The following is a 23,567-nucleotide window of genomic DNA, read 5'->3' on the forward strand; positions in this document are numbered from 1 at the left end:
ATTTTTTGGCTCTAGCAATGATTAAACTTTGCCCCACTAATTTGATCTCACTGGGCAGCAGACTCTAAATCACCAAGATTTGAGCCATTCATAGACAGGTAGCCTTAACGGTCGTGTGATTAAACTCAGCAGGTAGGGCGACCTACTTGCTGGTCTTCGTTGTTCAATAAACTGTCGTCCGCAATCATGGCATTTGAACCGTTGTTTCCCATTGTGGATGTGACCATTCTTGACCGTGTGGGAAGAGGCACCACTAGGACAGACAGGCATAGGAGCACAACACCGTGAAACTCTACTTCTCGATCATTACATCTTGAGCACTACCGGAATTTGAAACTAAGGGTTGGCAGTGTAGTTGACTTCTGACAATCTGCGTACTTGGGCGTACCATTATGCTCACATGTCAGATCATAAATTTTGCAGTGACTCCGGAACCAATCTGGGTTGAAGTGGATCACAATCTAAGCTTAAGCAGGCTAATTTTGATCCACTTAACTTGCAGACGTGATGTGACATGGCACACGCAATGGTTTTAAATCAATCTCGCCTCGGCGAACTGCTCATCCACCGTAAACTCATTTCCACCACACAACTAGAGCAGGCTCTAGCACAACAGCACAGTTGTCAGAAGCCGCTGGGCGAGTTATTGGTGGAAATGAATTTTGTGTCATCAGAGCAACTGGAGCGGGTTCTAGCAGAACAGAACTTCCGCAAGTCCGGATTTTGGATTATTGACTAATTTCAGTGAAGTATCCTTAACGAGAGCTTTAGAGCCACGGTGGGAGAAGGTCTGAAGCGGTTTCTTCTGGGTTGAGGATGCTGCCCAACCGCCCCCGTTTCTGGCCTACTCTCACTCGCAGCCACCTCAAATGATTTGCTAGCATCCCAGGGATGACGATGACTAGCACTACAAACAACCCCTGGAAGCCATTTTACCAAGGCAAGCTGTTGAAGCCTTCTATCCCCTTACCCATGGGCAGTTCAGCTATTTACGGTTGATGCTGTCACGGCTGCTCTGCCCTGCCTTTGCCTAGTTGCCAAATCAACTCTTAAGCAAACTGCTGTAGCCAGAAGTTGACGTTGACTCCCAGTTTTTGCCCGAGCAGCAATAACTGCCGTAGAAAGTTGGCCTCTAGCTTTTGAGAGGTAGCGCAACGATCAGCAGCAACGGAGGGGAGGTCAAGGGTCGGAGTCGTCTGTTGCTGGAAATTGAGCAATCGTGGCAGAATCTGTCCAGGGAAGCAGTTAAAGTAAACCTCCTGGGCTCGTTCAAGGGACAGAGGTAAATTCAGGTTATAGCCACTTTCAATTAATCGCTCTAAATACTGCATCTCCAAGTTAGCGTGGGTGGCATCAAGATTGTGCAGTAAATGATAGAGCGATCGCACAATTAGACGCTCTAAGGTCTGTTGAGCCTCTCGATGATTGAGATGACAACGCAGATGGCTGGCCTCCGTCGCGATCGCTCCCAGTTCCTTGAGAGCGCTCATCCCCCCTAGAGACATCCCCGATCCTAAATCTCCCAGTTCCTGCTCGAGAACTTTCAGTGCTGTTAGAACCCTTTGTCCCAAAGCAATTTCAGCAGCAACCTGGAGTTCATGGGGTACCAACATCTGGTCTTGGTGGAAGGCCATCAAGACCCCATAGTTATCTCGATACACCTGGGTATAGAGGTGATTCAGACGGGTCAGGGTTTCTTGGGTCAGGAGTTGCCGGATGCGGTGCCGTTCTTCCCCAAACAAGTTTTGCAGGCTATAGGTGTGGGATTGGAAATCACTATTCCCTGCGAAGGTTTGATTCATTATGCCAATGGAGTAGGCTGCACTGGCTTGTTGCAAGGAGTTAAACAAAACATCCTTGATGCGATTGTAGTCCCGGCGACCCGTAAAGGATTGCACACAGCAGTGAAAGTCCCAGCCCCCGAGATGCAGCACTGCAAAGATCAGAGTAGCAGTCTCACGGGTGATGTCAGATACAATTTGCAACTGCCCAACGGCAAGGGTGAGGGCACCGAGTCGTTGCAACTGGTAGTCCAGTTGGTGGGTGGTGTAGCAATACACCCGATGTTCAGCCGGATAGGCCGTGAACAGAGAGCTAATCGCATAGTGTGCTGTTACCTGTTCCAGGCTAATCTGAGCTGGAATCACCAGTTGGCGATAGACCTCAGCACCCGTCTTAAAACAGTCCACATTGGACGGTGCTTGGCCGAGTCGCTTGAGGAACGATTTTTCCAGTTGCACCCCTGCGACATCTCCGGCAAGTTCCAGCGCCCGGGCTGCATAGCGCAAAATCTGCACCCCTTCTGGGCGGGATAGTTCCTCAAAGAACCATCCACAACTGGTATACATCAGTAAGGCATGTCGTTGCATCTCAAGGAGGCGCAGGGCATCGACCTGTTCCGACGGTGTCAGCTTGTGACTGCGGTGTTGGGCCAAGAACTGTTCGACGCTTTCAGGGCTGCGATCGCCCACGACTTGAACATAGGCATCTCGGGCGGCCCAAGGGTCTTTGAAGAGGAGCTTGCCCTGCTCCTCAAAAACCTTAATTAGCTGATCTCGCAGCCAATCTAGGGTATCCCGCAACGGTCGCCGCCATTGCTGATGCCAGTGTCCCCCCTCCCCACCACAGCCACAGTTATCTTGCCAGCGATCAACCCCATGGGCACAGCTCCAGGCTGTTACTGGCTTGAGTTCAACTTCCCAGGTCGGTTGGCTGAGGCTGAGGTAATGGGCAAAGTTGGTCACCGTCCAGTTACGGCGGGGAAACTCTTCCAAAAAGGCGTAGGCTAAGGTCTTCTCCGTCCCAGACTTGTGATGGCCAAAGGTTTCGCCGTCCGTTGCCACCGCAATCAATTGCGTCGGCCGATGATCTCCGCGCACGGCTTGGCCCAAACGTCCAGCCAAGTGTTGGGAGTGGCTCAAGACATCGTTGAAACCCATATCTCGAGAGATCGGGCCATCATAAAAGAAAATATCGATATAAGAGCCGGGTTCTGCGTCGGTCTTCCCCCTGAGAAAGCAGCGATAAGGGCGGGTGGGATCAATTTGATTCCCGCCGACCTCGTGCCATTGCGGATTGGGATCCTCTGCGGTGGGCAGGGGACGGCAGCGCAGTGCCTGGGAAGGAGCCAGGATGGTAAAGCGAATCCCCTCCTGAATCAGTGCCTCCAAGGTAGGGTAGTCAACGGCCGTTTCTGCGAGCCACATCCCTTCTGCGTCACGGCCAAAATGGGTGCGAAAATCTGCGAGACCCCAACGAATTTGGGTGGTTTTATCCCGCTGATTCGCTAGGGGCAGGATGATGTGATTATAGACTTGAGCGATCGCGTTGCCATGCCCTTGGAGCCGAGCTGCACTCTTATGATCCGCTTCTAGGATGCGCTGATAGGTTTGGGGATCATGGCGCTCCAGCCAACTCATCAACGTCGGCCCAATATTGAAGCTGAGGTATTCAAAATTATTCACAATCCCCAACACTTGCCCCTGATCATCAAGAACCCGGGCAAAGGCATTGGGGCGATAACACTCATAATAGATGCGCTCATTCCAGTCATGGAACGGCATGGCGCTAGGTTGACGCTCAATGGCATCTAGATAGGGATTTTCCCGAGGGGGTTGATAGAAGTGACCATGAATGGTGACATAGATACCGTTTGCTGTCTGCAACGGGTTGGAGGCATCTTCCGGGGCACTATTCGGAGGAGCGATCGCAGTTAAATAGGAGCGTCGATCCTCCTCCATTGGGAGTGCCGAGCTGCTGTCAGGTAGAAATCCCAGGGAAGAGACAGTTCCAGAAGTGGGCGACTCAGGGGCTAATGTCATAGATTGAGGTGAAATTTAAGAAATTTAATCTAGGTGGTAGTTGAGAAGGTCAGGTTGAGCAACCGTTGCCGATCTGTATCGGTGATCTAAAATGCATGGGGCTATATTTGCTGAAGAAGGATACTGTCTACCCGCCTCTGCGAATATTAGAAGTAACGTGACATCCCACCTATTCCAGGCTTCTCTCCCATAGATTGGGACTCTTGTTTAACGCGCTACTCCCACAACTAGTACTTTCAATGCTGGATCTGTGAGGGTTAGCGAAGGATTATTCTGAGATGCGAATTTTGATGCAACTCCTATTCAACGACAAGATTGCAGCTGCTTAAAAGCATCTCCACCTTTTAGTGCAAAACGTTACAGTTGCAACATTTATAGCAATATTTTGTTGCAAAAACACTCTAAATATTGCTAGAACCTGAGCAGTCATTTGGGAGAATGTTGGAAAAGATTATGACTTTAGCCGTGACATTGGGTACTGACTGCATCCACCATAGAGTTCCCCATCGGATCTCCAGCCAGATCGGTGGCGGGTTCCCCGTCTAGGGTTCTACCTACCCACTGAGACAATTGTGGGCGGATAAAGCCCATCGCTGGTTCAATTAAGGCTTTAGGCAGTATCTCTACGATGCAGGCGAGCAGCACTCTTCAAGCTGAAAAAGACCGACCTTAAATACCCAAGGAAAGCTATGTTGCCTGTCTTGGTTCCCGAAGACGCTATTCATCCCTTCAAATTCTATTTCAGAGATACGGTACAGCTGGGAATGCGCCATCATTATCAGTTATATCGGCTTACCCACACCTTTTCGACAAGTCAACGATTTTATGCCTACCAACTCGCTTGTCGGCTAGAGCGCCAGGGGGAAACTTCCGTGGTTGTGACGGCTTCAGAAGAACATTACCGCCTCTGGGTCTGCCTTTGGTCGTCGGCTACGTTGCCCGAAGCGCATCCGGATCGCTAGAGCTGGGTCAATTAGCGCTAAATTAACTAGTAAGGATGGGACGTGGGTTAGGGTTTCCGTCCGATTTAGCTAAATCCTAGGGACGACCATGCCAAGAACGCAGAGAAACGATAATTTTATTGACAAGTCCTTTACGGTCATGGCAGACTTGATTCTCAAGTTCCTGCCGGCTAGCCAAAAAGAAAAAGAAGCGTTTGCCTACTACCGGGATGGCATGTCAGCGCAGTCGGATGGGGAATATGCCGAAGCCCTAGAGAACTATGAGGAAGCGCTGAAACTAGAGGAAGATCCCTACGATCGCAGCTATATTCTCTATAACATTGGTCTGATCCACACCAGCAATGGAGATCACGAAAATGCTCTAGAGCATTACCATCAGGCCATTGAACTCAACCCCCGTCTCCCCCAAGCCCTGAATAACATTGCGGTCGTCTACCACTATCAGGGCGAGAAGCTGAAAGAGGCTGGGGATCGTGATGCAGCGGAGGTGTTATTTGATCAGGCCGCAGAATTCTGGAAGCGCGCAATTCGCATTGCCCCCAACAACTACATCGAAGCCCAGAACTGGCTGAAGACCTCCGGTCGTTCTCAAGTCGATTTGTATTTTTAGCTGCTTCAGCACGCTAGTGTGTTCGTGCCCCTATCCTGCATTCTTCATTAACTAAATTTTTCCATGCTTGATCTTGACCAAGTTCGTAAGGTTGCTCACCTGGCTCGTTTAACCTTAACCCCTGCCGAAGAAACACAATTTACAACCCAATTAAGTAGCATTCTTGAGTACTTTCAGCAGTTGAGTGAACTCGATACCAGCGATGTTCAGCCAACGGCACGAGTGATTGACCTCAGTAATGTTACCCGTCCCGATCGCCATCGTCTCTACGAAAACCGGGAAGGGATTTTAGCCAGTGCCCCTGATGCCGAAGGCGACTTCTTCCGGGTGCCTAAGATTATGTGATTTAGCATTAAGTTGCTGCGGAGTAGGTGCGATGCTTAAAGCACCCGCAGGACGCTGGGAATGGTATGGATGGAGTCGAAGTTGCGAATTTCTGCCAGGGCTTGCTGGAAGTTACCTTCGCGGACGTCGTGGGTCACGACTACAATTTCAGCGAGATTTCCCTGTAAGCCTGTCTGCACCACTGACTCTAAGCTGACATCATGGTTACCGAAGCAGGTTCCCAGTTTGCCAATCACACCAGGGTAGTCTTGGGTGAGGAACCGAGCATAAAAGCGGGTCACCAATTCGGCCATGGGGGCAATGGCACAGTAGTGCTGGTGGGAACAAGCCAGTAAGGGGTCTAGGAGGGGGGTGCCATCGGTGTGGGTGAGCCCACTGCGCCCGACTTGCAACAGGGCAGCAATATTCAGCACATCCGCCACCACCGCACTGGCGGTGGGACCAGCTCCGGCTCCCCGTCCATAGAACATCACCTGGCCGACGGGATCCCCTTCAATCAAGATGGCGTTATAGACATCATTGACATTGGCGAGGGGGTGGGGGTGAGGGATCAGGGTGGGGTGTACCCGGATCTGAAGCTGCTCCAGATCGATCCCCAGCGGCAGCGGCTCCCGGCGGGCGATCGCCAACAGCTTAATCACAAAGCCAAATTTCTCAGCATAGGTAATATCGGCGGCACTGACCTGACGAATCCCTTCGCAGTAAACATCTGACAGTTTGATTCGACCCCCGAACCCTAAGGAGGCGAGAATGGCAATCTTATCGGCGGCATCCAAGCCATCAACATCGGCGGAGGGATCTGCTTCTGCATAGCCCAACTGCTGGGCATCGGCGAGAATCTCGCTAAAATCTCCTCCCTCTCGCTGCATCCGCGTCAGGATGTAGTTGGTGGTGCCATTGACAATGCCGATAATGGCTTGAATCCGGTTGCCACAGAGAGATTGTTTCAGGGGCTCAATCACCGGGATGCCGCCACCCACCGCTGCTTCCAGCAACACATAGACCCCCGATTGGGCGGCAGCGGTAAAAATCTCTTCACCGTAGCGGGCAATCACGGCCTTGTTGGCGGTGACCACATGCTTGCCGTGGGCGATCGCTTGCAGGATCAGGGTACGGGCAGGCTCAAGGCCACCTAGAACTTCGACGACAATATCGACACTGGGATCTGTGACAATCGAGGCTAGATCTGTCGTCAGACACGTAGCTGGAAGCTCCACACTACGAGGCTTATCAAGGGTTCGTACCCCCACGCGATAAAGTTCTAATTCCTGTACCAGCGGATGACGCTGGGCGGGATCTGCCAAAATTTGTACCGTACCCGTACCGACGGTACCTAACCCCAGTAAACCAATTTTGAACGCCACGAGTGATTGATCCAGCGAGAGTATCACCCAACATTGTAGGAGGCCAAGCCAGCCTGTCGACAACGGGGATCGATGGGGGTGATTCCCAATAGAACCCGGAGGGGATCGCCCCAGTAAAGGTGACGCTGGAACCCAGGCCGACGCATCCGTTCACCCCCAGGCTAGCTAGACAACGAGGTTGTCGCCTTTTTTGATAATTTCTTTTAAGAACCAGCGGTGTTTCTGATGCACCTGCACCAGTCGGGTGTAGAGATCTGCGGTACCAATATCTCCGGCATTGGTTGCCAGTTCTGCGTCCTCATGCATTTCCCCAATGATTAACTCGTGGGTGGCGATGGCCTCTGCAATCATGTCGCGGACGGAAAGCTGACCGATGGAGGGTTGAACCGTTGCTGTGGGCAAGTACTGGGCGGGATCGGCAACGGGGGTGCCATCAATCATTAAGCTGCGTTCTGCCAGTTCATCAAGCATGGCAAAAATCTCACCCCCCTTGATCCTCAAACAGGAGATGCAGATCCCGGAACAAAGGGCCAAAGGTGAGCCAATGATATTTTTTGTAATTGAGAAATGCCACCAATGCATTTGCCTGTTGGCGGTTGAGGGCGGTGATCAGAGCAGTGGCTTTGGTTTGGAGTGTGGCGGTCATGGCTTTATCCCTGTAAGTGTTGCAAGTGGATTTTTAAATTGTCCCACAATCAAAAACTGCGACAATTAGATGAGGTGCTCTTGCTATCTAAATAAATCATACTCGTTATGAGTATGATTTGCGACTTGCATCGGATCATCTCTGCCGCCAGAGGACGAGTCTGTGGGAATTGGCTCTGCCCCTCCGCCCCACGGGGATCGGGTTCCATCATTTTTGCGATAGTAAAGCTGAAGCGATTCAAGCAAACCGATGATGTTGGCAGATCTCCCCTCGATCAAGTTTCTCCAGCAACCAACGACCTCAGGCTGGGTGGAGCAGGCGATCGCCCATTTAGATACCCTGTTGCTCGATCACTCCCATTGTGAACGCAAAGCCGCAGGGGTGGCAGTAAACCTGATGTTTCGCTATCCTGCCCATACAAAGTTAGTGCGGATGCTGACGGCGATCGCCCAGGAAGAACTGCAACATTTTGAGCAGGTGAACCAATGGCTGGAACGGCGGGGGATTGCCCTCGGACTGCTACCAGCCCCTCCCTACGGCACTCTGTTAAATGCCCAGATCCGGAAGCAAGAACCTCAGCGGTTGCTGGATACGCTCCTGGTCTGTGGTCTGATTGAGGCTCGGAGCCATGAGCGCTTGGGCTTACTCGCTCGTCATTGTCCAGAACCCGACCTGGCGGCCTTTTACCAGGAGCTGATGGCTTCGGAAGCTCGCCACTATGGGGTTTACTGGCTATTGGCAACGACCTACTTTGATCGAGACTCTGTGAGTCAACGGCTAGAAGCCCTAGCCGTGGTCGAAAGCCAGATTCTTTCCACCCTGCATCCAGAACCGAGGATCCACAGTTAGGGAAGATCTGTCCCAGAAGTCGCATTTAAACCCAATTGCAGTAATTCCTCCCGTACCGAGAGCGGGTGATACCCCAGGTCAAAGGCTCGCTGACTGTTCAAGGACACATCGGGGGGGCGGGGGGCGGGCATGGGGATATCTTGCTGGCGACAGGCTTGAAGTTGGGTCAGGGGTCGTTGCAACACCTCAAGGAGTAGACAGCCAAATTCATAGCGCGAGAGCCGCTCTCGACCGCCGAGATGAATGACTCCTTGTAATTGATTGAGGGCAATCAAGAGACCGTGGGCAGCAGTCAGCCCACTGACGGGCGTCCGAAACTCATCTGTAAATAAGGAGATGGGGTGACCTGCTTCCAGGTTTGCCAACAATGGTTGCAGAAAGCTGGGAGCCGATGGAGCAACCCCGTACATTATCGGCATGCGACCAATGGCAACGCCGGGATGGCGCGATCGCATCCCCAATTCAGCCGCCACTTTTTGTTCCCCATAGAAACTAATGGGGCAAACGGCATCTGTTTCTGCGTAGGGAGGATGCAAGCCATCAAACACTAGATCGGTGGAGGTAAAGACACAGGGAATTGCCAGATCTGCACACAAACCCGCCAGGTTCCAGGCCGCGATGACATTGATGGCAGCGGCGGCTTTCGGATGGCGTTGACACCAGTTGGGATGCGATTGCGCCGCTGTATGAATCACGGCATCGGGTCGCAGGCGATGAAACAGTTCCCGCATCGCTGCATAATCTCGCAGGTCTAAGGACAGCAGGGTCATCCTGGGCCTCTGCATCGGATGGGTATGGTAGGTGCCGTAAACTTGCCACTGAGCCTGGGCTAATCGGCAGAGATGCCAGCCTAAGAAGCCACTGGCTCCCGTGATCAGCAGTTTTTTTTAGGGTTGAGTGGTACTCCACGTTTAAGCCTGCTATTCCCTGACTCCATAGACAAATCCTAAATGACTCTTCGATGGATTAGTCATACCCCAGTTGGCCAATCACGCGCCGCAAACGACTGGAGAGAAACAGGGCGATCGCTCGATAAAAGCGATGGGCAAAACTATGATCAAGCTCGAATTGAGCAGCCAGCTGCTGCTGGGAAATGGCGAGTACTAAGGAATCTTCCAGAGCCGCCACCGTGGCTGAGGGCAGACTGGCATCGACAAAGGACATTTCCCCGAGAATTTCACCCACCCCAATTGTGGCAATTTCCTTCTTCTCTGGAGCCGTGATAAAGACTGTCAGGTGACCCGAGAGGATGATGTAAAACCAATCCAGGGGTTGCCCCCCCTGAATTAAAACAGTTCCAGCGGGGATTTCTTCCACCTTACCCACCCGCCGCATCCAGCCAATATCGGCTTCGCTCAAAACACTCAGAATAAATTGACCTTTCTCCATCACCACTTTATCCCCTGATGCGGAGGATGCCGAATGGGTCAGTTCGATATTATGCTGAGTATGCCCAGTTTGTCCCGGTGATCATCCTGAGCAGTTTTTAACGGGTGCAACACCGTTCCTGTCTCTCCAGAGTCAGCAAGGGTGCTCGATTTCTGGGTACTCAAACAGCACCATCCCTTCCAACTGCCATGGAAGTAGATCCAGTTCCTCAACCGACGACGGCGGAAGCGATGGTGCTCCGATCAGAATCTTGGCAATCTGCCCCATGACTGCCTCTACCCAGCCTTCACCCCCGTTCCTATCCTGGTTTCGGCTGGGAATCGTGGGAATTTTTTTGTTCTCCCTGATCCTCCATTTCTGGGGTCTGGAGCGGTTTAATGCCCTTGTCTTTGATGAGATCTACTACGCCAAGTATGCCCATGATTATTTGACCCATACCCCCTTCTTTGATGCCCACCCGCCTCTGGGGAAGTACCTGATTGCCTTGGGTATGTGGCTCAGTGAGAGGCTTGATCTCTTTCCCGAAACGGCGATGAATGGGCTCACCGGGAGTATGCGCCCTCCCTGGAGCTATCGCTGGCTCAATGCCCTCGTTGGCAGTTTTCTGCCCCTGATCGTGGCTGGGATTGCCTATGAACTAAGCCAACGGCGGCGATTTGCCCTTCTGGCTGGGTTATTTACTGCCGTTGACGGGCTGCTATTGGTTGAGTCGCGCTACGGGCTGATTAATATTTACCTGGTTGGGTTTGGCCTCCTAGGGCACTGGTTTTTTCTAAGATCTCTGAGACGGTCGAGACAATGGCTGTGGCTGGGTTTGGCTGGTCTTTCTCTGGGGGCTGCCATTGCGGTGAAGTGGAATGGCTTGGGGCTGTTGTTGGGGCTTTATCTGATCTGGGGGATTGCCCGACTGCTGCATCGACGGCGATCGCCCCTACCCCCAGACCTGATGATGCCGCTTCGGCAAATCGCTCGAATTTCAGGACAGTCCCTGTTGCTGTATTTGGGTCTACTGCCAATCGCAGTCTATGGTCTGGTCTGGATTCCCCATCTCCAGATCAATGGCGTTAGCTTCTGGACGGTTCATCAACAAATCTTTAACTATCATGCCCACATGGGGAATGGGCCTGCGATTCATCCCTACTGTTCTGCCTGGTATACCTGGCCCTGGATGATCCGGCCCATGAGTTATTTCTATGAAACCACCCATGCCCTTACCGACCCGCTGCCACCCCTCCATCCACCCCTGCCCGCAGGAACCGGACAGGTGGTCTATGATGTCCAGGCCATGGGTAACCCGTTCCTCTGGTGGTTGAGTGCGATCGCCCTTTTGATGGGGCTGATGATTGCCATCGAAGCAGTATTAGGGGGGCTGGGGTTATCGGGTTGGGTGTTGCCCCCCGCCTCTTCCCAACCAGGGGTGACCCTTTATTTAGTTGTCAACTATGCCGCTAATTTTCTCCCTTGGTCAGGGGTGAGTCGTTGTACTTTTATTTACCTCTACTTACTCGCCGTTGTGTTTGGCTTCCTGGCGATCGCGAACCTCGTGGATCAGTGGCTAGATAGTCCTGAGCCATGGCTACGGAGGTTGAGTTGGGGCGTGGCGGGGGTGATTCTGTTAGCCTTTGGATTTTGGTTGCCGATCTACTTGGGGTTACCCCTGTCTCCCGACGAATTTCGCCTGCGGATGTGGTTTCCCTCTTGGATTTAGTACGTTGAGAGTCTGGCTTCGGCACAACATGAACTGGCGAAGTTTTAAGGACTTTACTCTTTCGCCGAACACTGCCACCTGGGGAAGATCGATGAAAAAAATGGGAGGGAGTTGGCGGGGCTACTGATTTTCAAACCACTGGCGCACGAGGCGGCGTAGTTCCCCATTGGCTTTCATCTCACGCAGCACTTGGTTAAACGCCTTCACATACTTCGACCCTTTGGGAAAGGCGATCGCCACACCGGTCGGAGCTTGTTCAGTAATCACCTGAAATTCCAGGGTGGGATTATTCTCCAGATAGGCTTGCACCACGGTATCTTCAATGATGGCAGCATCCACCTGTCCCTCCCGCACCGCATCAATAATCTCAGTGGTGCGCTTAAATGACTGAATCTTTAAGCGCGGCAGGGTCGGGGCAAGTTGTAACAATTGCCGCTCCTGAATGGTGCCACTGAGTACCCCGACGGTTTTACCTTGAAGATCCGAGAGTCGCTTCAGGTTATGACCTTTGGGGGCTACGATCGTATTGCTTGACTCAAAGTAAATCTCTGAGAAGTCAATGACTTGCCGCCGCTCTGAGGTGGGGGTGATGGCTGACATCGCAAAGTCCAGATGTCTGGCTCGCAGTGCTGGGATTAGATCCTCAAACTTCATCCCCTGTAACTGGAGGTCAAATCCCAACTTGTGGGCAATATATTTGGCGACCTCAATATCAAACCCGACAATTTCGTTTGCCCCTAGTTCTGGGTCGCGATACTCGAAGGGGATATAGTCGGTTTCCGTCCCCATCACTAGGGTCGGCTGGGTCGTTGGTGCAGCAGGAACGACTGATTGGGCAGGACTCTGACTCGCCAGTAAGGTCAAGGACAGGGTTGTAACCAAAGTTGTGGTCAAGGTTCGAGCAAATACCTGGGTGAGGGGGGACTTCAGTAATTGCACCTGGATCATGCCGCGGGGTTCCTCCGAGAAATCATACCGACTGATTTCTCAAACTGTATCAGGGAGATTGAGTCTTGGGACAATGCCCCATTAAATAATCTGGTGAATAGAGGAAAAGTCCGCCTTGCCAAAATTAGTGGCTAGGGCAATGTTCATGTTCTCTAAGGCTTTCACAAGCCATTGAACTCCCACCTTGGTGTAAGACTCATAGTGGCCAAACAGGATGGCGAAGCGCTTTTCTAAGTAAGGCTTGACCTTGCGGCAGAGCAGGACAACCCGCAGCAGCAGACCCGTGGTTAAGGTGGCTCCGATATTGCTGATCAAGTCAACAAAAACAAAGTGATGGGGATTTTGGGGACTTTCCACCACCAAAAAATTCAACAGATTGGTGCAGGTTCTCACCATTAAAAACTCATTGAGTTTGTGAGCATCATATTGAGGGTTACTGTCCTTAAGAAAGCTATAGAGCCGCTGATTGAATTGCCGCTTGCCATAGGTCGTATCGACTCCTGCGGTTATATATTGATAAAGATCATCTTTGAACCCTCGATAGGAACCTCCCTGGTGCGCATGCACCTGAAACCGTTGGGCTAGATCCCGACAGGTATTAGCCCCATCGACTTTGCCGACAAAGTGCTTCAGGGCAAACCCTAATTCGCGATCGCTGAGCAGCGTGGGATTGGGAACGGGCTGAATAATCCGGTTGGCGGTGGCGGGGGATCCCAAGCGGGCAATCTGGGTGTGCCGGACTTGGCAGGTGAGGAATTGGGAGAGATCCTGCTCAAATTTTGCTTGGGCTTGGGTTTGCAATTGCCGGACAATTTGCTGATTTTCGGCACTACTACCTTCACCGAGCAAACAATGCTCATAGAGGTAGGGATAGCGACGAATATAGTTGCCCAAGGCACCATTATCAGTGGGAGAGATATCGGCTTCCCCTGTCACTTGGGCCAAGCGATGCAAGGTTAAATATTGCTCACTCTCGGTAAACTGTTGTACCAGATCTCGCAGCCGTCGCACGGTTCGGGCACGGGCATACTCGGTGACGGGGCGCGAGGGTTTACTTTTAAACAGGGCGATTAACGCGGGAATGGCTTTTTGGGAACTCGGCCCCAGGCGAGCTTGCCAGCGGTTGATCAAAATGTGGCAGCAGCGATTTAAGATATAGCCAAAGTTCTGATCTGCGGTTTTCGCCGCAGTCAATTTATCTAGTGCCACAGAGATTTGAGCATCGGGATAGCCGACCCCTTCAACAAAGAGCACCCGAAAACGCTGTAATAGCTGCTCAGGCCCCTCAACCTGAACCAAACTTAAGAAGTGGTCGTAGAGTTGCTGCTCTTCATTGCTACTTTGGCGTTGGTAACGATTCAATTGAGTCGTCACGGCGGTTGAGGCTCCTACCCAGATGAACAGTAATGAAATCTTGGGATCACTGACCGAGCCAGGAACTAGTCTGCAATTTGTATCGTTTTATTACCAGATTCGTCCGCATTTCTCAGGGTTCATACTTCTAATCAGGTTACAATTTAAACCTCAAATGTGTATCCACCCAGTACCCATTCTTGACTAGAACTTCAATCACCCTTTACGGAACCTTCACAATCCTATCTGGCGATCCTGCGGAACACTGTGATCCGCCTCACAGGTAGAAATTTCTGTTGTGTTTTTGGGAAACCTTCTTCAGTCTCGTGGCGATGTTTCGTTCTCTGCTCCTCTCTCAACTGGCACAAATCCTCGCTGTCAGTCCCCACCTTCCCGTTGACCCGACCACTGGGATTCAGGGGATCACGACGGATACCCGTACCCTCCAGCCAGGGGATCTGTTTGTAGCCCTGCGGGGGGTAACAGTTTGACGGCCATTGCTTCATCGAGACGGCAATCCAGCCGGGGGGCGATCGCGGCGGTGGTGGAGGTGGGGTTTACCCATCCCCAGCTACCGCTGTTTCAGGTGCCCGATACCCTGGCAGCCTATCAGGCGATCGCCCGCTGGTGGCGCGACCAGTTTTCCCAGCCGCTGATTGCTGTTACAGGGTCTGTGGGGAAAACCACCACCAAGGAGCTGATCGCTGCTGTGCTCTCAACCATGGGGTTGGTGCATAAAAGTCAGGCCAACTACAACAATGAAATTGGCGTTCCTAAAACCCTCCTGGAACTGACACCGGCTCATCAGTATGCCGTGGTGGAAATGGGAATGCGGGCCGCCGGAGAGATTGCCCTGCTTACCCAGATCGCCCGCCCCGATATCGCGGTGATTACCAATGTGGGGACAGCCCATATTGGCCGACTCGGTTCTGAGCAGGCGATCGCCCAGGCCAAGTGTGAACTTCTCACCACTATGCCACCCTCGGGCATTGCCATCCTCAATCAGGACAATCCCCTGCTCCTGGAGACCGCTGCCCAGGTCTGGTCGGGGAAAACCATTACCTACGGTTTGACGGGGGGAACCATTCAGGGCACGCTACAGGATGCTCAAACCCTTTCCGTTGGCGGGATGCAATTGCCCTTGCCCCTTCCTGGTCAACACAATGCCCTGAACTACCTGGCAGCCTTGGCCGTCGCTCAGGTGCTGGGGGGTGAGTTGGGAACCCTTGGCCCAGGGATTGACCGTGACCCTACCGGGGGGACGCGCCCGACAGTATCATCTGCCCCAGGATATGGTGCTTCTGGATGAGACCTACAATGCGGGGCTGGAGTCAATGATTGCCGCCCTACAATTCTTGGCAGCCACCCCAGGTCAGCGGCGGATTGCGGTTCTGGGCACCATGAAAGAGTTGGGAGACCGCTCGGCGGAATTCCATCAGCAAGTGGGAGCGATGGTTCAACAACTCCAGTTAGATCACCTGTGCATTCTGGCCGCAGAGCCAGAGGCCAGTGCCCTAGCTACTGGAGCAGGTGCTGTCCCCTGCGAGCGCTATGACAGCCACACCAATCTGGTTGCCCATCTGCGAATCTTTTTAGCACCGGGCGATCGCGTTTTGTTCAAAGCTTCGCGGGCGGTGGGGCTGGATCAGGTCGTAGCAGCCCTGCGGGTTGATTTTGCCACCCCCGATTAACGCTGGGCGATCGCCGATCAATGCCAACTGATCCCTGATCCCTGCCAACGGAGAAAATGTTGAAGGGGCAGCGTCAGGGGTACACTCGGTTGCAATCCTGTTTAAACTGCCTCCTCGTTGCTGCCATGTCTCGCTCCCGTGCTCTGCAAGCCTATATTCTGCTACGTCTGCTGTTGGCTCCCCTAATGCTGTGGACGATTACCACGGTGGTGTTTTTACTCCTGCGGGCGACGCCGGGCGATCCGGTGGATGCGATTCTAGGCCCCCGGGCTCCCGCCGCCGCCAAGGCAGCCCTGGCGAGAACAATTGGGGTTGGGTGCCCCCCTGTGGCAGCAGTACTGCAAGTATTTTGGGGATTTGTTGCACTTGGATCTGGGCACCTCCCTAACCAGTCGGGGGCAATCAGTCTGGGTCATTATTCAGCAGTTTTTCCCCGCAACCCTAGAACTGGCGGTCTGTAGCATGGTCATTGCCCTGGTGGTGGGCATTGGCATTGGGATTCTCTCAGCGTCTCGGCCCAATACTTATCTGGATGTGGGGGGGCGGCTCTTTGGGATTGTTACCTATGCCGTTCCACTGTTCTGGCTGGGAATGTTGATGCAACTCGTCTTCGCGGTGCAATTGGGCTGGTTTCCTCTGGGGACTCGCTTTCCCCTCAACTTGACACCTCCTGAGGGGCCCAGTGGACTCTACCTCCTGGATAGCCTGTTTCATGGCCATCTAGATCAGTTGCTGGCCACCCTGCACTATCTGGCTCTCCCCAGCCTCACCCTGGGAATTCTCATTAGTGGCATTTTTGAACGCATTGTCCGGGTGAATCTCCGGGAAACCTTGCAGGCCGACTATGTGGAGTCCGCAAGAGCCAGAGGAATTCCAGAATCCCGAATTTTGTTAGCCCATGCCCTTAAAAATGCCTTGATCCCAGTGATTACCGTGTTGGGGTTGACCTTTGCCGCTCTGTTGGGGGGAGCCATTCTCACGGAGGTGACCTTCTCCTGGCCGGGACTGGCGAATCGACTGTATGAAGCCATTTCCCTGCGGGATTATCCGACGGTGCAGGGGATCGTGGTTTTCTTTGCCGCCCTCGTGGCGATCGCTAGCATTGGGATCGATTTGGTGAATGCCTACATCGACCCACGGATTCGTTACTAAGACGCAGAGGGCACCAAGCTTAGGGCGTATGATAGGGGTGTTTGCCTATCCTCCGATCCCCTATGCCATTTGCCAGAGCCAGCGGTGTGTTGCTCCATCCTACTTCTCTTCCCAGCCGCTTTGGAATTGGGGATTTAGGGGCCGCTGCCTATGCTTTTATTGACTTTTTACATCAGAGTCAACAGCAACTCTGGCAGGTTTTACCCCTCGGCCCCACTGGGTATGGCAACTCTCCCTACATGTGCTACTCCGCTATGGCTGGGAACCCCCTCTTAATTAGCCCAGAACTACTGGCCGCCTCCGGTTTACTGACTGCAGCCGACTGGCAAGATCTGCCCAGCTTTTCCTCGACAAGTGTTGATTTCGCCAGCGTTGGCCCCAGCAAATTTGCCCTCCTCCGCAAAGCCTGCGATGCCTTTAGACATCAGGCATCCATTGATGACCAGCATGCATTTCGGCAGTTCTGCCAGACCAAGCGGGATTGGCTGGAGGACTATGCCCTGTTTATGGCTCTGAAAACAGCCCACAATGGTGCCAGTTGGCAGACTTGGGAACTGGAAATTGTCCAGCGACAACCCACTGCCCTGGAACAGTGGCGGCGGCAGTTAGGGCCAGAAATTTTCCTGCACCAATATCTGCAATTTGAGTTCTTTCGCCAATGGTCCGCGTTGAAAGCCTACGCCAATCAACAGGGGATTCAAATTATTGGGGACATTCCCATTTACGTCGCCCACGACAGCGCGGATGTCTGGGCTCACCCTCAAAACTTCTGCTTGGATGAGCAGGGGGAACCTGCCTGGATGGCCGGGGTGCCACCGGACTATTTCAGTGACACCGGGCAGCTCTGGGGGAATCCGGTCTATAACTGGGAATACCTGCAACAATCTCACTTTCAGTGGTGGATTCAGCGCTTCCGTAGCATGCTTGAATACGTGGATATCATTCGTATAGATCACTTCCGAGGGTTTGAAGCATTTTGGGCGATCCCCCAGGGAGAAGAGACCGCAATCCAGGGAGAGTGGGTGGAGGCTCCCGGCACGGAATTATTCGAGGTACTCAAGCAGGAGTTAGGGACGCTGCCCATTTTAGCGGAGGATCTGGGGATCATTACCCCTGAAGTCGAGGCTCTCCGCGATCGCTTTGAGTTTCCAGGGATGAAAATTTTGCAGTTTGCCTTTGGTTCTGGGCCTGGGAATCCCTATCTGCCCTTTAATTACCAGCGTAACTGTGTTGTCTATACCGGAACTCACGACAATGACACGACCGTTGGCTGGTTTTCCCAACTCTCTCCCTATGAACAAACTTCCCTCCAGCGTTATTTGGGATCAATCAGTTCCGATGGTGTGCAGTGGGATTTAATTCGGTTAGCCTTGAGTTCCATCGCCAATCAGGCGATTATCCCACTCCAAGATCTATTAGGACTGGGAACAGAAGCCCGGATGAATTTCCCCGGCAAAGCTGAGGGCAATTGGGGTTGGCGCTATCAACCGGATGCTTTAACCCAGGCTTTAAGGGAGCAACTCCAAGATCTAACAGAACGCTTTGGCCGTGCCCCGCAGCCTAATTCACAATCCGAGTAAGCGAACCTCGGGGGGCCAGAGCTAGTGAAACAGCAGTAACCAAATTGGAATGGTGCCCAAGAGTGCCATGGTTGTCAGGGCAATACTCCCAGCCACCAGTTGCCGATCCAGGTTATATTCTTCAGCCAGAACTAAGCCAACAAAGGCCGTTGGCATCCCTGCCATCAGCACCACGGCCAACCGGGGATCGCCGGAAAGACCCACGCCAGTGGTGCCCAAACCAATCAGGATCGGCACAATCAAGACTCTAACCGTGGCAGGTAAAAGAGCAGGTTGAAAGCTGCTCCAACCTCGGAGTTGGCTGAGACGCATCCCAATTAACAAGAAGGCACTGGGAATGATCAGCCACAGGGAGAGTTGGAGTCCGGAATCAATCAGGGTTGGGAGTTCCCATGTGCGGGTGAAGATGCCGCAGCCAAAGGCCCAGAGAGATGGCGCCAAAAGGACATCCCGCAATTGTAACCACCAGTGATTATCCTGTTCGGGGCGACTAAAGCGGCTGGCTAGCATGACTCCAATGCCATATCCCCCAACTAAGCTATGGGTAATGCTGTAGGAAACGGACCATCCTAAATGGTGAGTGCCAATTAAGGCAGGAGAAAGTCCCAATCCTACGTAGCCAGTATTGCCCAGGGTTGCAGCTAATAGAAAACTGCCCTGGGCAGATCGCTCCCCTAGCCAAGCAAACCGTGATGCGAGGGGATGGGCAGGATAGTGAGCTAGTTGCTGGAAACCGAACAAACACAAAGCTGCCAGCCCTAAGCCAATTCCCAAGGCTGCAAAGGTCACCAGGGGAGCCATTCCCACCCCCTGGGCAAAGTCAGTACGCCGAGCTAAGGCCAAAATTTGCAACGGGCCACCGACCCAGTAAAGACCCCGTCCGAGGAATCTGGGGAAATCCTGGGGGATAAATCGAAAGAGTATTAAACCAAGTCCCATCCACAGGATCAGTGGCGTATAGGCATGCAAAAGGGCATCGGTCATTGCACTGCCATATCTTGAATCCGCCACTGAGTGCCGTTACGAACCAGTTGATAGCGCACCAAGAGCTGGGCATCATAGGAAGCATTGGAGTTTAACTGTCCCCCTTCGTAAAGTTCAGCTGCTTCCCCCACTTGTACTTGCACTTGAGCCTGATTGGGGCTGACCTCCAGTAACTTCAGGGAAGTTGGCTCTAATTTATGTTGATATTTCCAGTACCAGCCCTGTTGCTGGGCTTCCGTTGCCCGTTGCTGCCAAGCAGAGAGAGCTGGTTCCGCCAAGATCTGCGGTAGTTGATCAATCTTGTGATCGGGGCCGAGGGCGATCGCCTTGGTGGCCAACCAGGTTTGGATGGTTTTTTCAGCCACAGTCTGGGTCAGGGTCGCCTCTGCATGGGTCGGAGGTAGGGGCAGCAAAGCTGCTTTGGGTTCTGGAATTGGGATTGGCGGTTGATCGAGGGTGATACTCAGTTGTTCACCGACCAGCTCTAGGGATGGGGTGCTCCAGAATAGCCCAGTCAACCACCGATAGGTCTGCACCGTCAGCAGGGCGATCGCCCCGGTTCCTAAGGCAATCACCAACACAGCTCGCAGCCGCCGTTTCTTCCGCAACGATCGGGGATGGGTTGTCCGTCCCAGAGATCGCCCCATCGTTGTTGTACCCATTTTCTGCCGAGGCAGCACTGTCGGCGTTGCCATACTTTCTCCCCCACCGTTGGAGCCATTTGTGTATGCATCCTGCAACCATTCACCACCATAGGTTTCTGGTGAGGCTGTACCTGGATAGACCAACGACGAAACCGCAGTCTGCCTCTCCCAGTCTACTCCTCCCGCTGACAACTCAGACATGGGGATGACGGTTGGTGCCATCGTAGCATCCACAGCGCGAGCCGTCGCAGTTGAGGTCGCAGAGACTCCCTGCCCATGGGTGAGGGGGGGTCGGCTGCCGAGGCTGAGAAGTCGATGATTTCAGGGTCGCAGTAGCCAGCCCCGATCCGGGGCGCGGGGCGTGAACGGTAGCTACGGGGGGGGTGTCCCTCGACGGTGTTGGGCAGTTCTTCCAGGTAGATCTGTACCTGGGGATCGGCAAAGTAGGTCTTCAGCGAAAACCCCTTGCTCCGCCAAATCTCGAAAATGGGGAAACACCTCCCGCTGGAGCCACTGCTCACTATACAGACACAAACCCGGCAGCAGATCCGGTGCCCCCTGGGAACTCATGCGGATAAAATTCAGGGTTTCCTCTTCCTGACTGTGCTCCAACAGATAACTTGCCTCTTCGGTCTGCCCTAAGAGCAGGGCACAAACTCCCTGTTCCAAATAGACATCCTGGCGACCCTGTAGCCGCCCCAGCAATAATTTGGCTCGTCGGATCAGCAACGGCTGCTTCTGGGCAAATCCCTGGGCTAAGAGGGCATAGATGGCTAGATAAGTAGCCACCGCAGAGGGACGCTGGGCTTCCTCTTCAAATAAGGCCAGTTGCTCACTTACCGTGAGATAGTCCCGCAATTGCTGAATAAATCGCAAAAAGTCATCAATGCTGAGTCCAGAGTAATCATGCCCGATGCCATCAATGCCCTGACGTTCATTCAGCATCAGCCGCAATAGTTGCAGCCCTTTGCGGCGCTCGGCGGTATGGTGGGTCGGCAAGGCCAAGAGTTCTAAGATTCGATAGGGTCGCAGCTTATACAAATCCGCTTGAATCTCGTCTCGCACCGCTGGAAACAAATCCTCTCGGAGCAGGAATTCCTGACCAACTTCCAGGGAACCAGCTGCCGCTTCATATTGGCGCTGCTGCCACTGCTCCCGTCCCAGCTCTAGGCAGGCTAGAGCCACCGTCAACAGGATATCGGTGATCACCACCTGAGGTTTGTTGACCTGTAACGGTTGAGGATGGGGTTTTTCTAAGTAGGGACGACCTAGGTCGAGCACCAGTTCGTACTCACCCAACTCCAGCAGAATCAGCAGCGCCCCGACCAATTGTTCATCATGGATTTCGATTCGAGGAATTTGCGGATCGGGTTCGGTATCCGCTTGAGTAATCTGATCAGCGTCGGGGGTCTCAGTGGCTAGCTCATAGGTGCGGAGGAGAAACCCGGCATCATAGGACTGGCGCTGCCCGAGGTCAGACAATACGGCATGGGCTTCATCCAGTAGTTGTCTGCGAGCCAAGATCGCCCGTTCCGAGTACTCACGTCTCGGAAGCTGCAGCCTCCGGTCATGGTGGGCCTGCTGCAATTGTTCGACCGTTGCCTGGACAGGCAAGCCAAGAATCCGGTAGTAGTCCAGTGGAATTTGCACAGTCCACTTCCCCAGCAGTGAACGACTTTCAAACAACTTCAAACTTCAGTGAACCCGACAGGTACTAGCGAGACCCGTGGGGCACCAGTTACCGGGAGTGACACAGGGAGTGCCCCCATCATAAACTGGTCTTGATTAAATCGGAAGTATAGCACTATCAATCAAAACTATCTGGGATAAGATAAGTAGTCTTATTGTTTTTTGCTTGCCAAGATTCAGAATCTTCACGAGGAGCTGATTGCCGTTCATGATTCAGGAACGTATTGTGCCGACGTTTGCCCCCGCCCCAGCAACCCTCTCCCGAGAAACCGGTCTGCTGCTCTATGAAGACATGGTGTTAGGGCGGCTATTTGAAGATAAGTGTGCTGAGATGTATTACCGGGGTAAAATGTTCGGCTTTGTCCATCTGTACAACGGCCAGGAAGCGGTTGCCTCCGGTGTGATCAAGTCGATGCGTTCTGACGACTATGTTTGTAGTACCTACCGCGATCATGTCCATGCCCTGAGTGCAGGTGTCCCCGCCCGGGAAGTAATGGCGGAGTTGTTTGGGAAGGCAACGGGTTGCAGCAAAGGCCGGGGTGGATCGATGCACCTGTTCTCTGCTGAGCATCGGTTGCTGGGTGGGTTTGCCTTTGTGGCGGAAGGGATTCCGGTGGCGACGGGAGCTGCCTTTCAATCCCGCTATCGGCGTGAAGTCATGGGAGATGCCAGTGCTGACCAGGTAACGGCCTGCTTCTTTGGCGATGGCGCTTGCAATAATGGTCAGTTCTTTGAGTGTCTGAATATGGCCGTGTTGTGGAAGTTGCCGATTCTCTTTGTGGTGGAAAACAATAAGTGGGCCATTGGGATGTCTCATGAGCGAGCAACCTCTGTACCCGAAATCTATAAAAAAGCCGCCGCCTTTGGAATGCCTGGGATCGAAGTCGATGGCATGGATGTGCTTGCTGTGCATACTGTTGCCGAAGCTGCGATCGCCCGAGCCCGAGCCGGGGAAGGCCCCACCCTGATTGAAGCCCTTACCTATCGTTTCCGAGGCCATTCCCTGGCCGATCCGGATGAATTACGTTCGAAGGATGAAAAAGATTTCTGGTTGGTGCGCGATCCTATTAAACGACTGGCGACTTACCTCACGGAGCAGCAGTTGGCAACGGCGGAAGAGCTCAAGGCCATTGATCGCAAAATCCAAGCGGTGATCGAAGAAGGAGTGAAATTCGCCGAGGAGAGCCCAGAACCCGACCCCAGTGAGCTTTATCGTTATATCTTTGTGGAAGATGATGCCTAAGTGATCTCCCTGTGCAGCCCTATAGCAATGACTGGAGTAGCGACTGGGCTCGCTTCAGGAACTGCTGCCGAGAAGGCTCGGGCACCCGAGCCGCGAGGTGATTCAATAGGTCGGCTGTGGATCTTGCCTCTGGCACCAGCTGTTGGATCAATAAAGAGGCGATGGGGCCGATCGCCTCAGCCAGCAGTTGTTCGAGTTGTTTCTGCTGAGCGGCGGATAGGGCATTGCTGAACTTCAACTTAGGCGGACTGGTGGTGCCAGCGGGAGTTGTTTCTGGAGTGGTCGTTGTCTGGGATGGCGATGCAGCTGGCTTCTGAAACCAGAGGGTGAGTTCCGCTGAACTTTCGACTAGGACACAAAAGTCTCCCGTATCAAGATAGCCCCGACAACACTTGAGTGCTTCTTGACGACTGATCTTGGGAAAGGACTGTTTTTTGACAAAGACCCGACCCAGAAACCTGGCTTCTGCTGAGGTTGACTGGGAAGAACCCAATAGTTCTAAATCTTGATCGTGTAGTAGCAACATTAGAAACTCACGATAGTAACGCTGACAATCCTCTCAAGCCTTAAACCTTGTTGCATGGCAGCT

21 protein-coding genes and 4 pseudogenes are annotated in these 23,567 nt (G+C 53.1%); 10 read left to right on the plus strand and 15 right to left on the minus strand.

Annotation, left to right across the window (positions count from 1 at the left end; translation table 11 throughout):
- Positions 1-162: 162 nt before the first annotated feature.
- Positions 163-270 (minus strand): annotated as a pseudogene (locus tag DO97_RS31190) (IS1/IS1595 family N-terminal zinc-binding domain-containing protein); the annotation flags it as partial.
- Between the two features lie 244 nt (positions 271-514).
- Here DO97_RS31190 and DO97_RS12065 point away from each other — a divergent pair.
- Positions 515-739 carry a cyclic di-GMP-binding domain-containing protein, MshE-related gene (locus DO97_RS12065; protein ID WP_204368607.1) on the plus strand — a complete coding sequence of 75 codons (225 nt, stop codon included), beginning with the start codon at positions 515-517 and terminating at the stop codon, positions 737-739.
- Positions 740-1,049: 310 nt separating this feature from the next.
- Here the strand turns inward: DO97_RS12065 and DO97_RS12070 are convergent, their stop codons facing one another.
- On the minus strand, positions 1,050-3,821 hold the full coding sequence (locus DO97_RS12070) for a DUF3536 domain-containing protein (RefSeq protein WP_239651695.1): 2,772 nt from the start codon (positions 3,819-3,821) through the stop codon (positions 1,050-1,052).
- Between the two features lie 459 nt (positions 3,822-4,280).
- Complete coding sequence (locus DO97_RS27670) at positions 4,281-4,412, minus strand: hypothetical protein (protein WP_275575009.1); 132 nt, start codon at positions 4,410-4,412, stop codon at positions 4,281-4,283.
- A 98-nt stretch (positions 4,413-4,510) separates the two neighbouring features.
- On the opposite strand from DO97_RS27670, the gene DO97_RS12080 reads away from it, so the two are divergent.
- From DO97_RS12080 to gatC, 3 genes are all read left to right on the plus strand, one after another.
- Positions 4,511-4,783, plus strand: coding sequence for a hypothetical protein (locus DO97_RS12080; RefSeq protein ID WP_036533682.1), 273 nt, complete (start codon positions 4,511-4,513; stop codon positions 4,781-4,783).
- Positions 4,784-4,871: 88 nt separating this feature from the next.
- Positions 4,872-5,393, plus strand: coding sequence for a photosystem I assembly protein Ycf3 (locus DO97_RS12085; protein ID WP_036533684.1), 522 nt, complete (start codon positions 4,872-4,874; stop codon positions 5,391-5,393).
- 63 nt (positions 5,394-5,456) lie between these two features.
- Positions 5,457-5,738: an Asp-tRNA(Asn)/Glu-tRNA(Gln) amidotransferase subunit GatC gene (gene gatC / locus DO97_RS12090; RefSeq protein ID WP_036533685.1), complete on the plus strand. Its 282-nt coding sequence runs from the start codon at positions 5,457-5,459 to the stop codon at positions 5,736-5,738.
- Positions 5,739-5,773: 35 nt separating this feature from the next.
- Here the strand turns inward: gatC and DO97_RS12095 are convergent, their stop codons facing one another.
- From DO97_RS12095 to DO97_RS27685, 4 genes are read right to left on the minus strand one after another with little or no spacing between them, the layout of a single operon-like run.
- Positions 5,774-7,102 (minus strand): homoserine dehydrogenase, encoded by a 1,329-nt coding sequence (locus DO97_RS12095; RefSeq protein ID WP_036533688.1) that lies wholly within the window; start codon positions 7,100-7,102, stop codon positions 5,774-5,776.
- A gap of 23 nt (positions 7,103-7,125) precedes the next feature.
- Entirely contained in the window at positions 7,126-7,248 is a 123-nt protein-coding gene (locus DO97_RS27675; RefSeq protein ID WP_275575010.1) for a hypothetical protein, read from the minus strand.
- Between the two features lie 19 nt (positions 7,249-7,267).
- Positions 7,268-7,573, minus strand: coding sequence for a ferritin-like domain-containing protein (locus tag DO97_RS27680; RefSeq protein ID WP_275575011.1), 306 nt, complete (start codon positions 7,571-7,573; stop codon positions 7,268-7,270).
- A gap of 10 nt (positions 7,574-7,583) precedes the next feature.
- Positions 7,584-7,748 (minus strand): ferritin-like domain-containing protein, encoded by a 165-nt coding sequence (locus DO97_RS27685; RefSeq protein WP_275575012.1) that lies wholly within the window; start codon positions 7,746-7,748, stop codon positions 7,584-7,586.
- Between the two features lie 249 nt (positions 7,749-7,997).
- Between DO97_RS27685 and DO97_RS12105 the strand changes: the two genes are divergently transcribed.
- Positions 7,998-8,597: a MiaE family protein gene (locus tag DO97_RS12105; protein WP_072016437.1), complete on the plus strand. Its 600-nt coding sequence runs from the start codon at positions 7,998-8,000 to the stop codon at positions 8,595-8,597.
- On the opposite strand, the gene DO97_RS12110 is transcribed toward DO97_RS12105, so the two are convergent.
- Positions 8,594-9,478 (minus strand): SDR family oxidoreductase, encoded by an 885-nt coding sequence (locus DO97_RS12110; protein WP_036533694.1) that lies wholly within the window; start codon positions 9,476-9,478, stop codon positions 8,594-8,596. The genes DO97_RS12105 and DO97_RS12110 overlap by 4 nt on opposite strands.
- Before the next feature lie 85 nt (positions 9,479-9,563).
- On the minus strand, positions 9,564-9,986 hold the full coding sequence (locus DO97_RS12115) for a cyclic nucleotide-binding domain-containing protein (RefSeq protein WP_052128680.1): 423 nt from the start codon (positions 9,984-9,986) through the stop codon (positions 9,564-9,566).
- A gap of 265 nt (positions 9,987-10,251) precedes the next feature.
- Between DO97_RS12115 and DO97_RS12120 the strand changes: the two genes are divergently transcribed.
- Positions 10,252-11,694 carry a dolichyl-phosphate-mannose--protein mannosyltransferase gene (locus tag DO97_RS12120; protein ID WP_052128681.1) on the plus strand — a complete coding sequence of 481 codons (1,443 nt, stop codon included), beginning with the start codon at positions 10,252-10,254 and terminating at the stop codon, positions 11,692-11,694.
- A gap of 120 nt (positions 11,695-11,814) precedes the next feature.
- Here the strand turns inward: DO97_RS12120 and DO97_RS12125 are convergent, their stop codons facing one another.
- Both DO97_RS12125 and DO97_RS12130 read right to left on the minus strand, forming a co-directional pair.
- Positions 11,815-12,642 (minus strand): transporter substrate-binding domain-containing protein, encoded by an 828-nt coding sequence (locus DO97_RS12125; RefSeq protein WP_052128682.1) that lies wholly within the window; start codon positions 12,640-12,642, stop codon positions 11,815-11,817.
- A gap of 81 nt (positions 12,643-12,723) precedes the next feature.
- Positions 12,724-14,016, minus strand: a complete 1,293-nt coding sequence (locus DO97_RS12130) for a hypothetical protein (RefSeq protein ID WP_204368608.1) — start codon at positions 14,014-14,016, stop codon at positions 12,724-12,726.
- A 311-nt stretch (positions 14,017-14,327) separates the two neighbouring features.
- Between DO97_RS12130 and DO97_RS31195 the strand changes: the two are divergent.
- The 3 genes and pseudogenes from DO97_RS31195 to malQ all read left to right on the plus strand — a co-directional run bounded on the left by DO97_RS31195 (position 14,328) and on the right by malQ (position 18,418).
- A pseudogene (locus DO97_RS31195) lies at positions 14,328-15,686 on the plus strand (UDP-N-acetylmuramoyl-tripeptide--D-alanyl-D-alanine ligase).
- Positions 15,687-15,811: 125 nt separating this feature from the next.
- A pseudogene (locus tag DO97_RS12140) lies at positions 15,812-16,838 on the plus strand (ABC transporter permease).
- 62 nt (positions 16,839-16,900) lie between these two features.
- On the plus strand, positions 16,901-18,418 hold the full coding sequence (malQ, locus tag DO97_RS12145) for a 4-alpha-glucanotransferase (RefSeq protein WP_036533697.1): 1,518 nt from the start codon (positions 16,901-16,903) through the stop codon (positions 18,416-18,418).
- Between the two features lie 21 nt (positions 18,419-18,439).
- Here malQ and DO97_RS12150 read toward each other — a convergent pair whose 3' ends face one another.
- The 3 genes and pseudogenes from DO97_RS12150 to DO97_RS25150 all read right to left on the minus strand — a co-directional run.
- A complete protein-coding gene (locus tag DO97_RS12150) occupies positions 18,440-19,402 on the minus strand; it encodes an AEC family transporter (protein ID WP_036533704.1) in 963 nt (320 codons plus the stop codon).
- A complete protein-coding gene (locus DO97_RS25145) occupies positions 19,399-20,247 on the minus strand; it encodes an ARC6/PARC6 family protein (RefSeq protein ID WP_204368609.1) in 849 nt (282 codons plus the stop codon). The genes DO97_RS12150 and DO97_RS25145 overlap by 4 nt, the downstream gene beginning before the upstream one ends.
- Before the next feature lie 188 nt (positions 20,248-20,435).
- Positions 20,436-21,696, minus strand: a pseudogene (locus DO97_RS25150) (J domain-containing protein); the annotation flags it as partial.
- 247 nt (positions 21,697-21,943) lie between these two features.
- On the opposite strand from DO97_RS25150, the gene pdhA reads away from it, so the two are divergent.
- Positions 21,944-22,978: a pyruvate dehydrogenase (acetyl-transferring) E1 component subunit alpha gene (gene pdhA, locus DO97_RS12165; RefSeq protein WP_036533717.1), complete on the plus strand. Its 1,035-nt coding sequence runs from the start codon at positions 21,944-21,946 to the stop codon at positions 22,976-22,978.
- Positions 22,979-22,997: 19 nt separating this feature from the next.
- Here the strand turns inward: pdhA and DO97_RS12170 are convergent, their stop codons facing one another.
- Positions 22,998-23,504, minus strand: a complete 507-nt coding sequence (locus DO97_RS12170; RefSeq protein WP_036533719.1) for a DUF8082 domain-containing protein — start codon at positions 23,502-23,504, stop codon at positions 22,998-23,000.
- Positions 23,505-23,567 lie beyond the last annotated feature (63 nt).

Source organism: Neosynechococcus sphagnicola sy1, from assembly GCF_000775285.1.
Lineage (GTDB): Bacteria > Cyanobacteriota > Cyanobacteriia > Neosynechococcales > Neosynechococcaceae > Neosynechococcus > Neosynechococcus sphagnicola.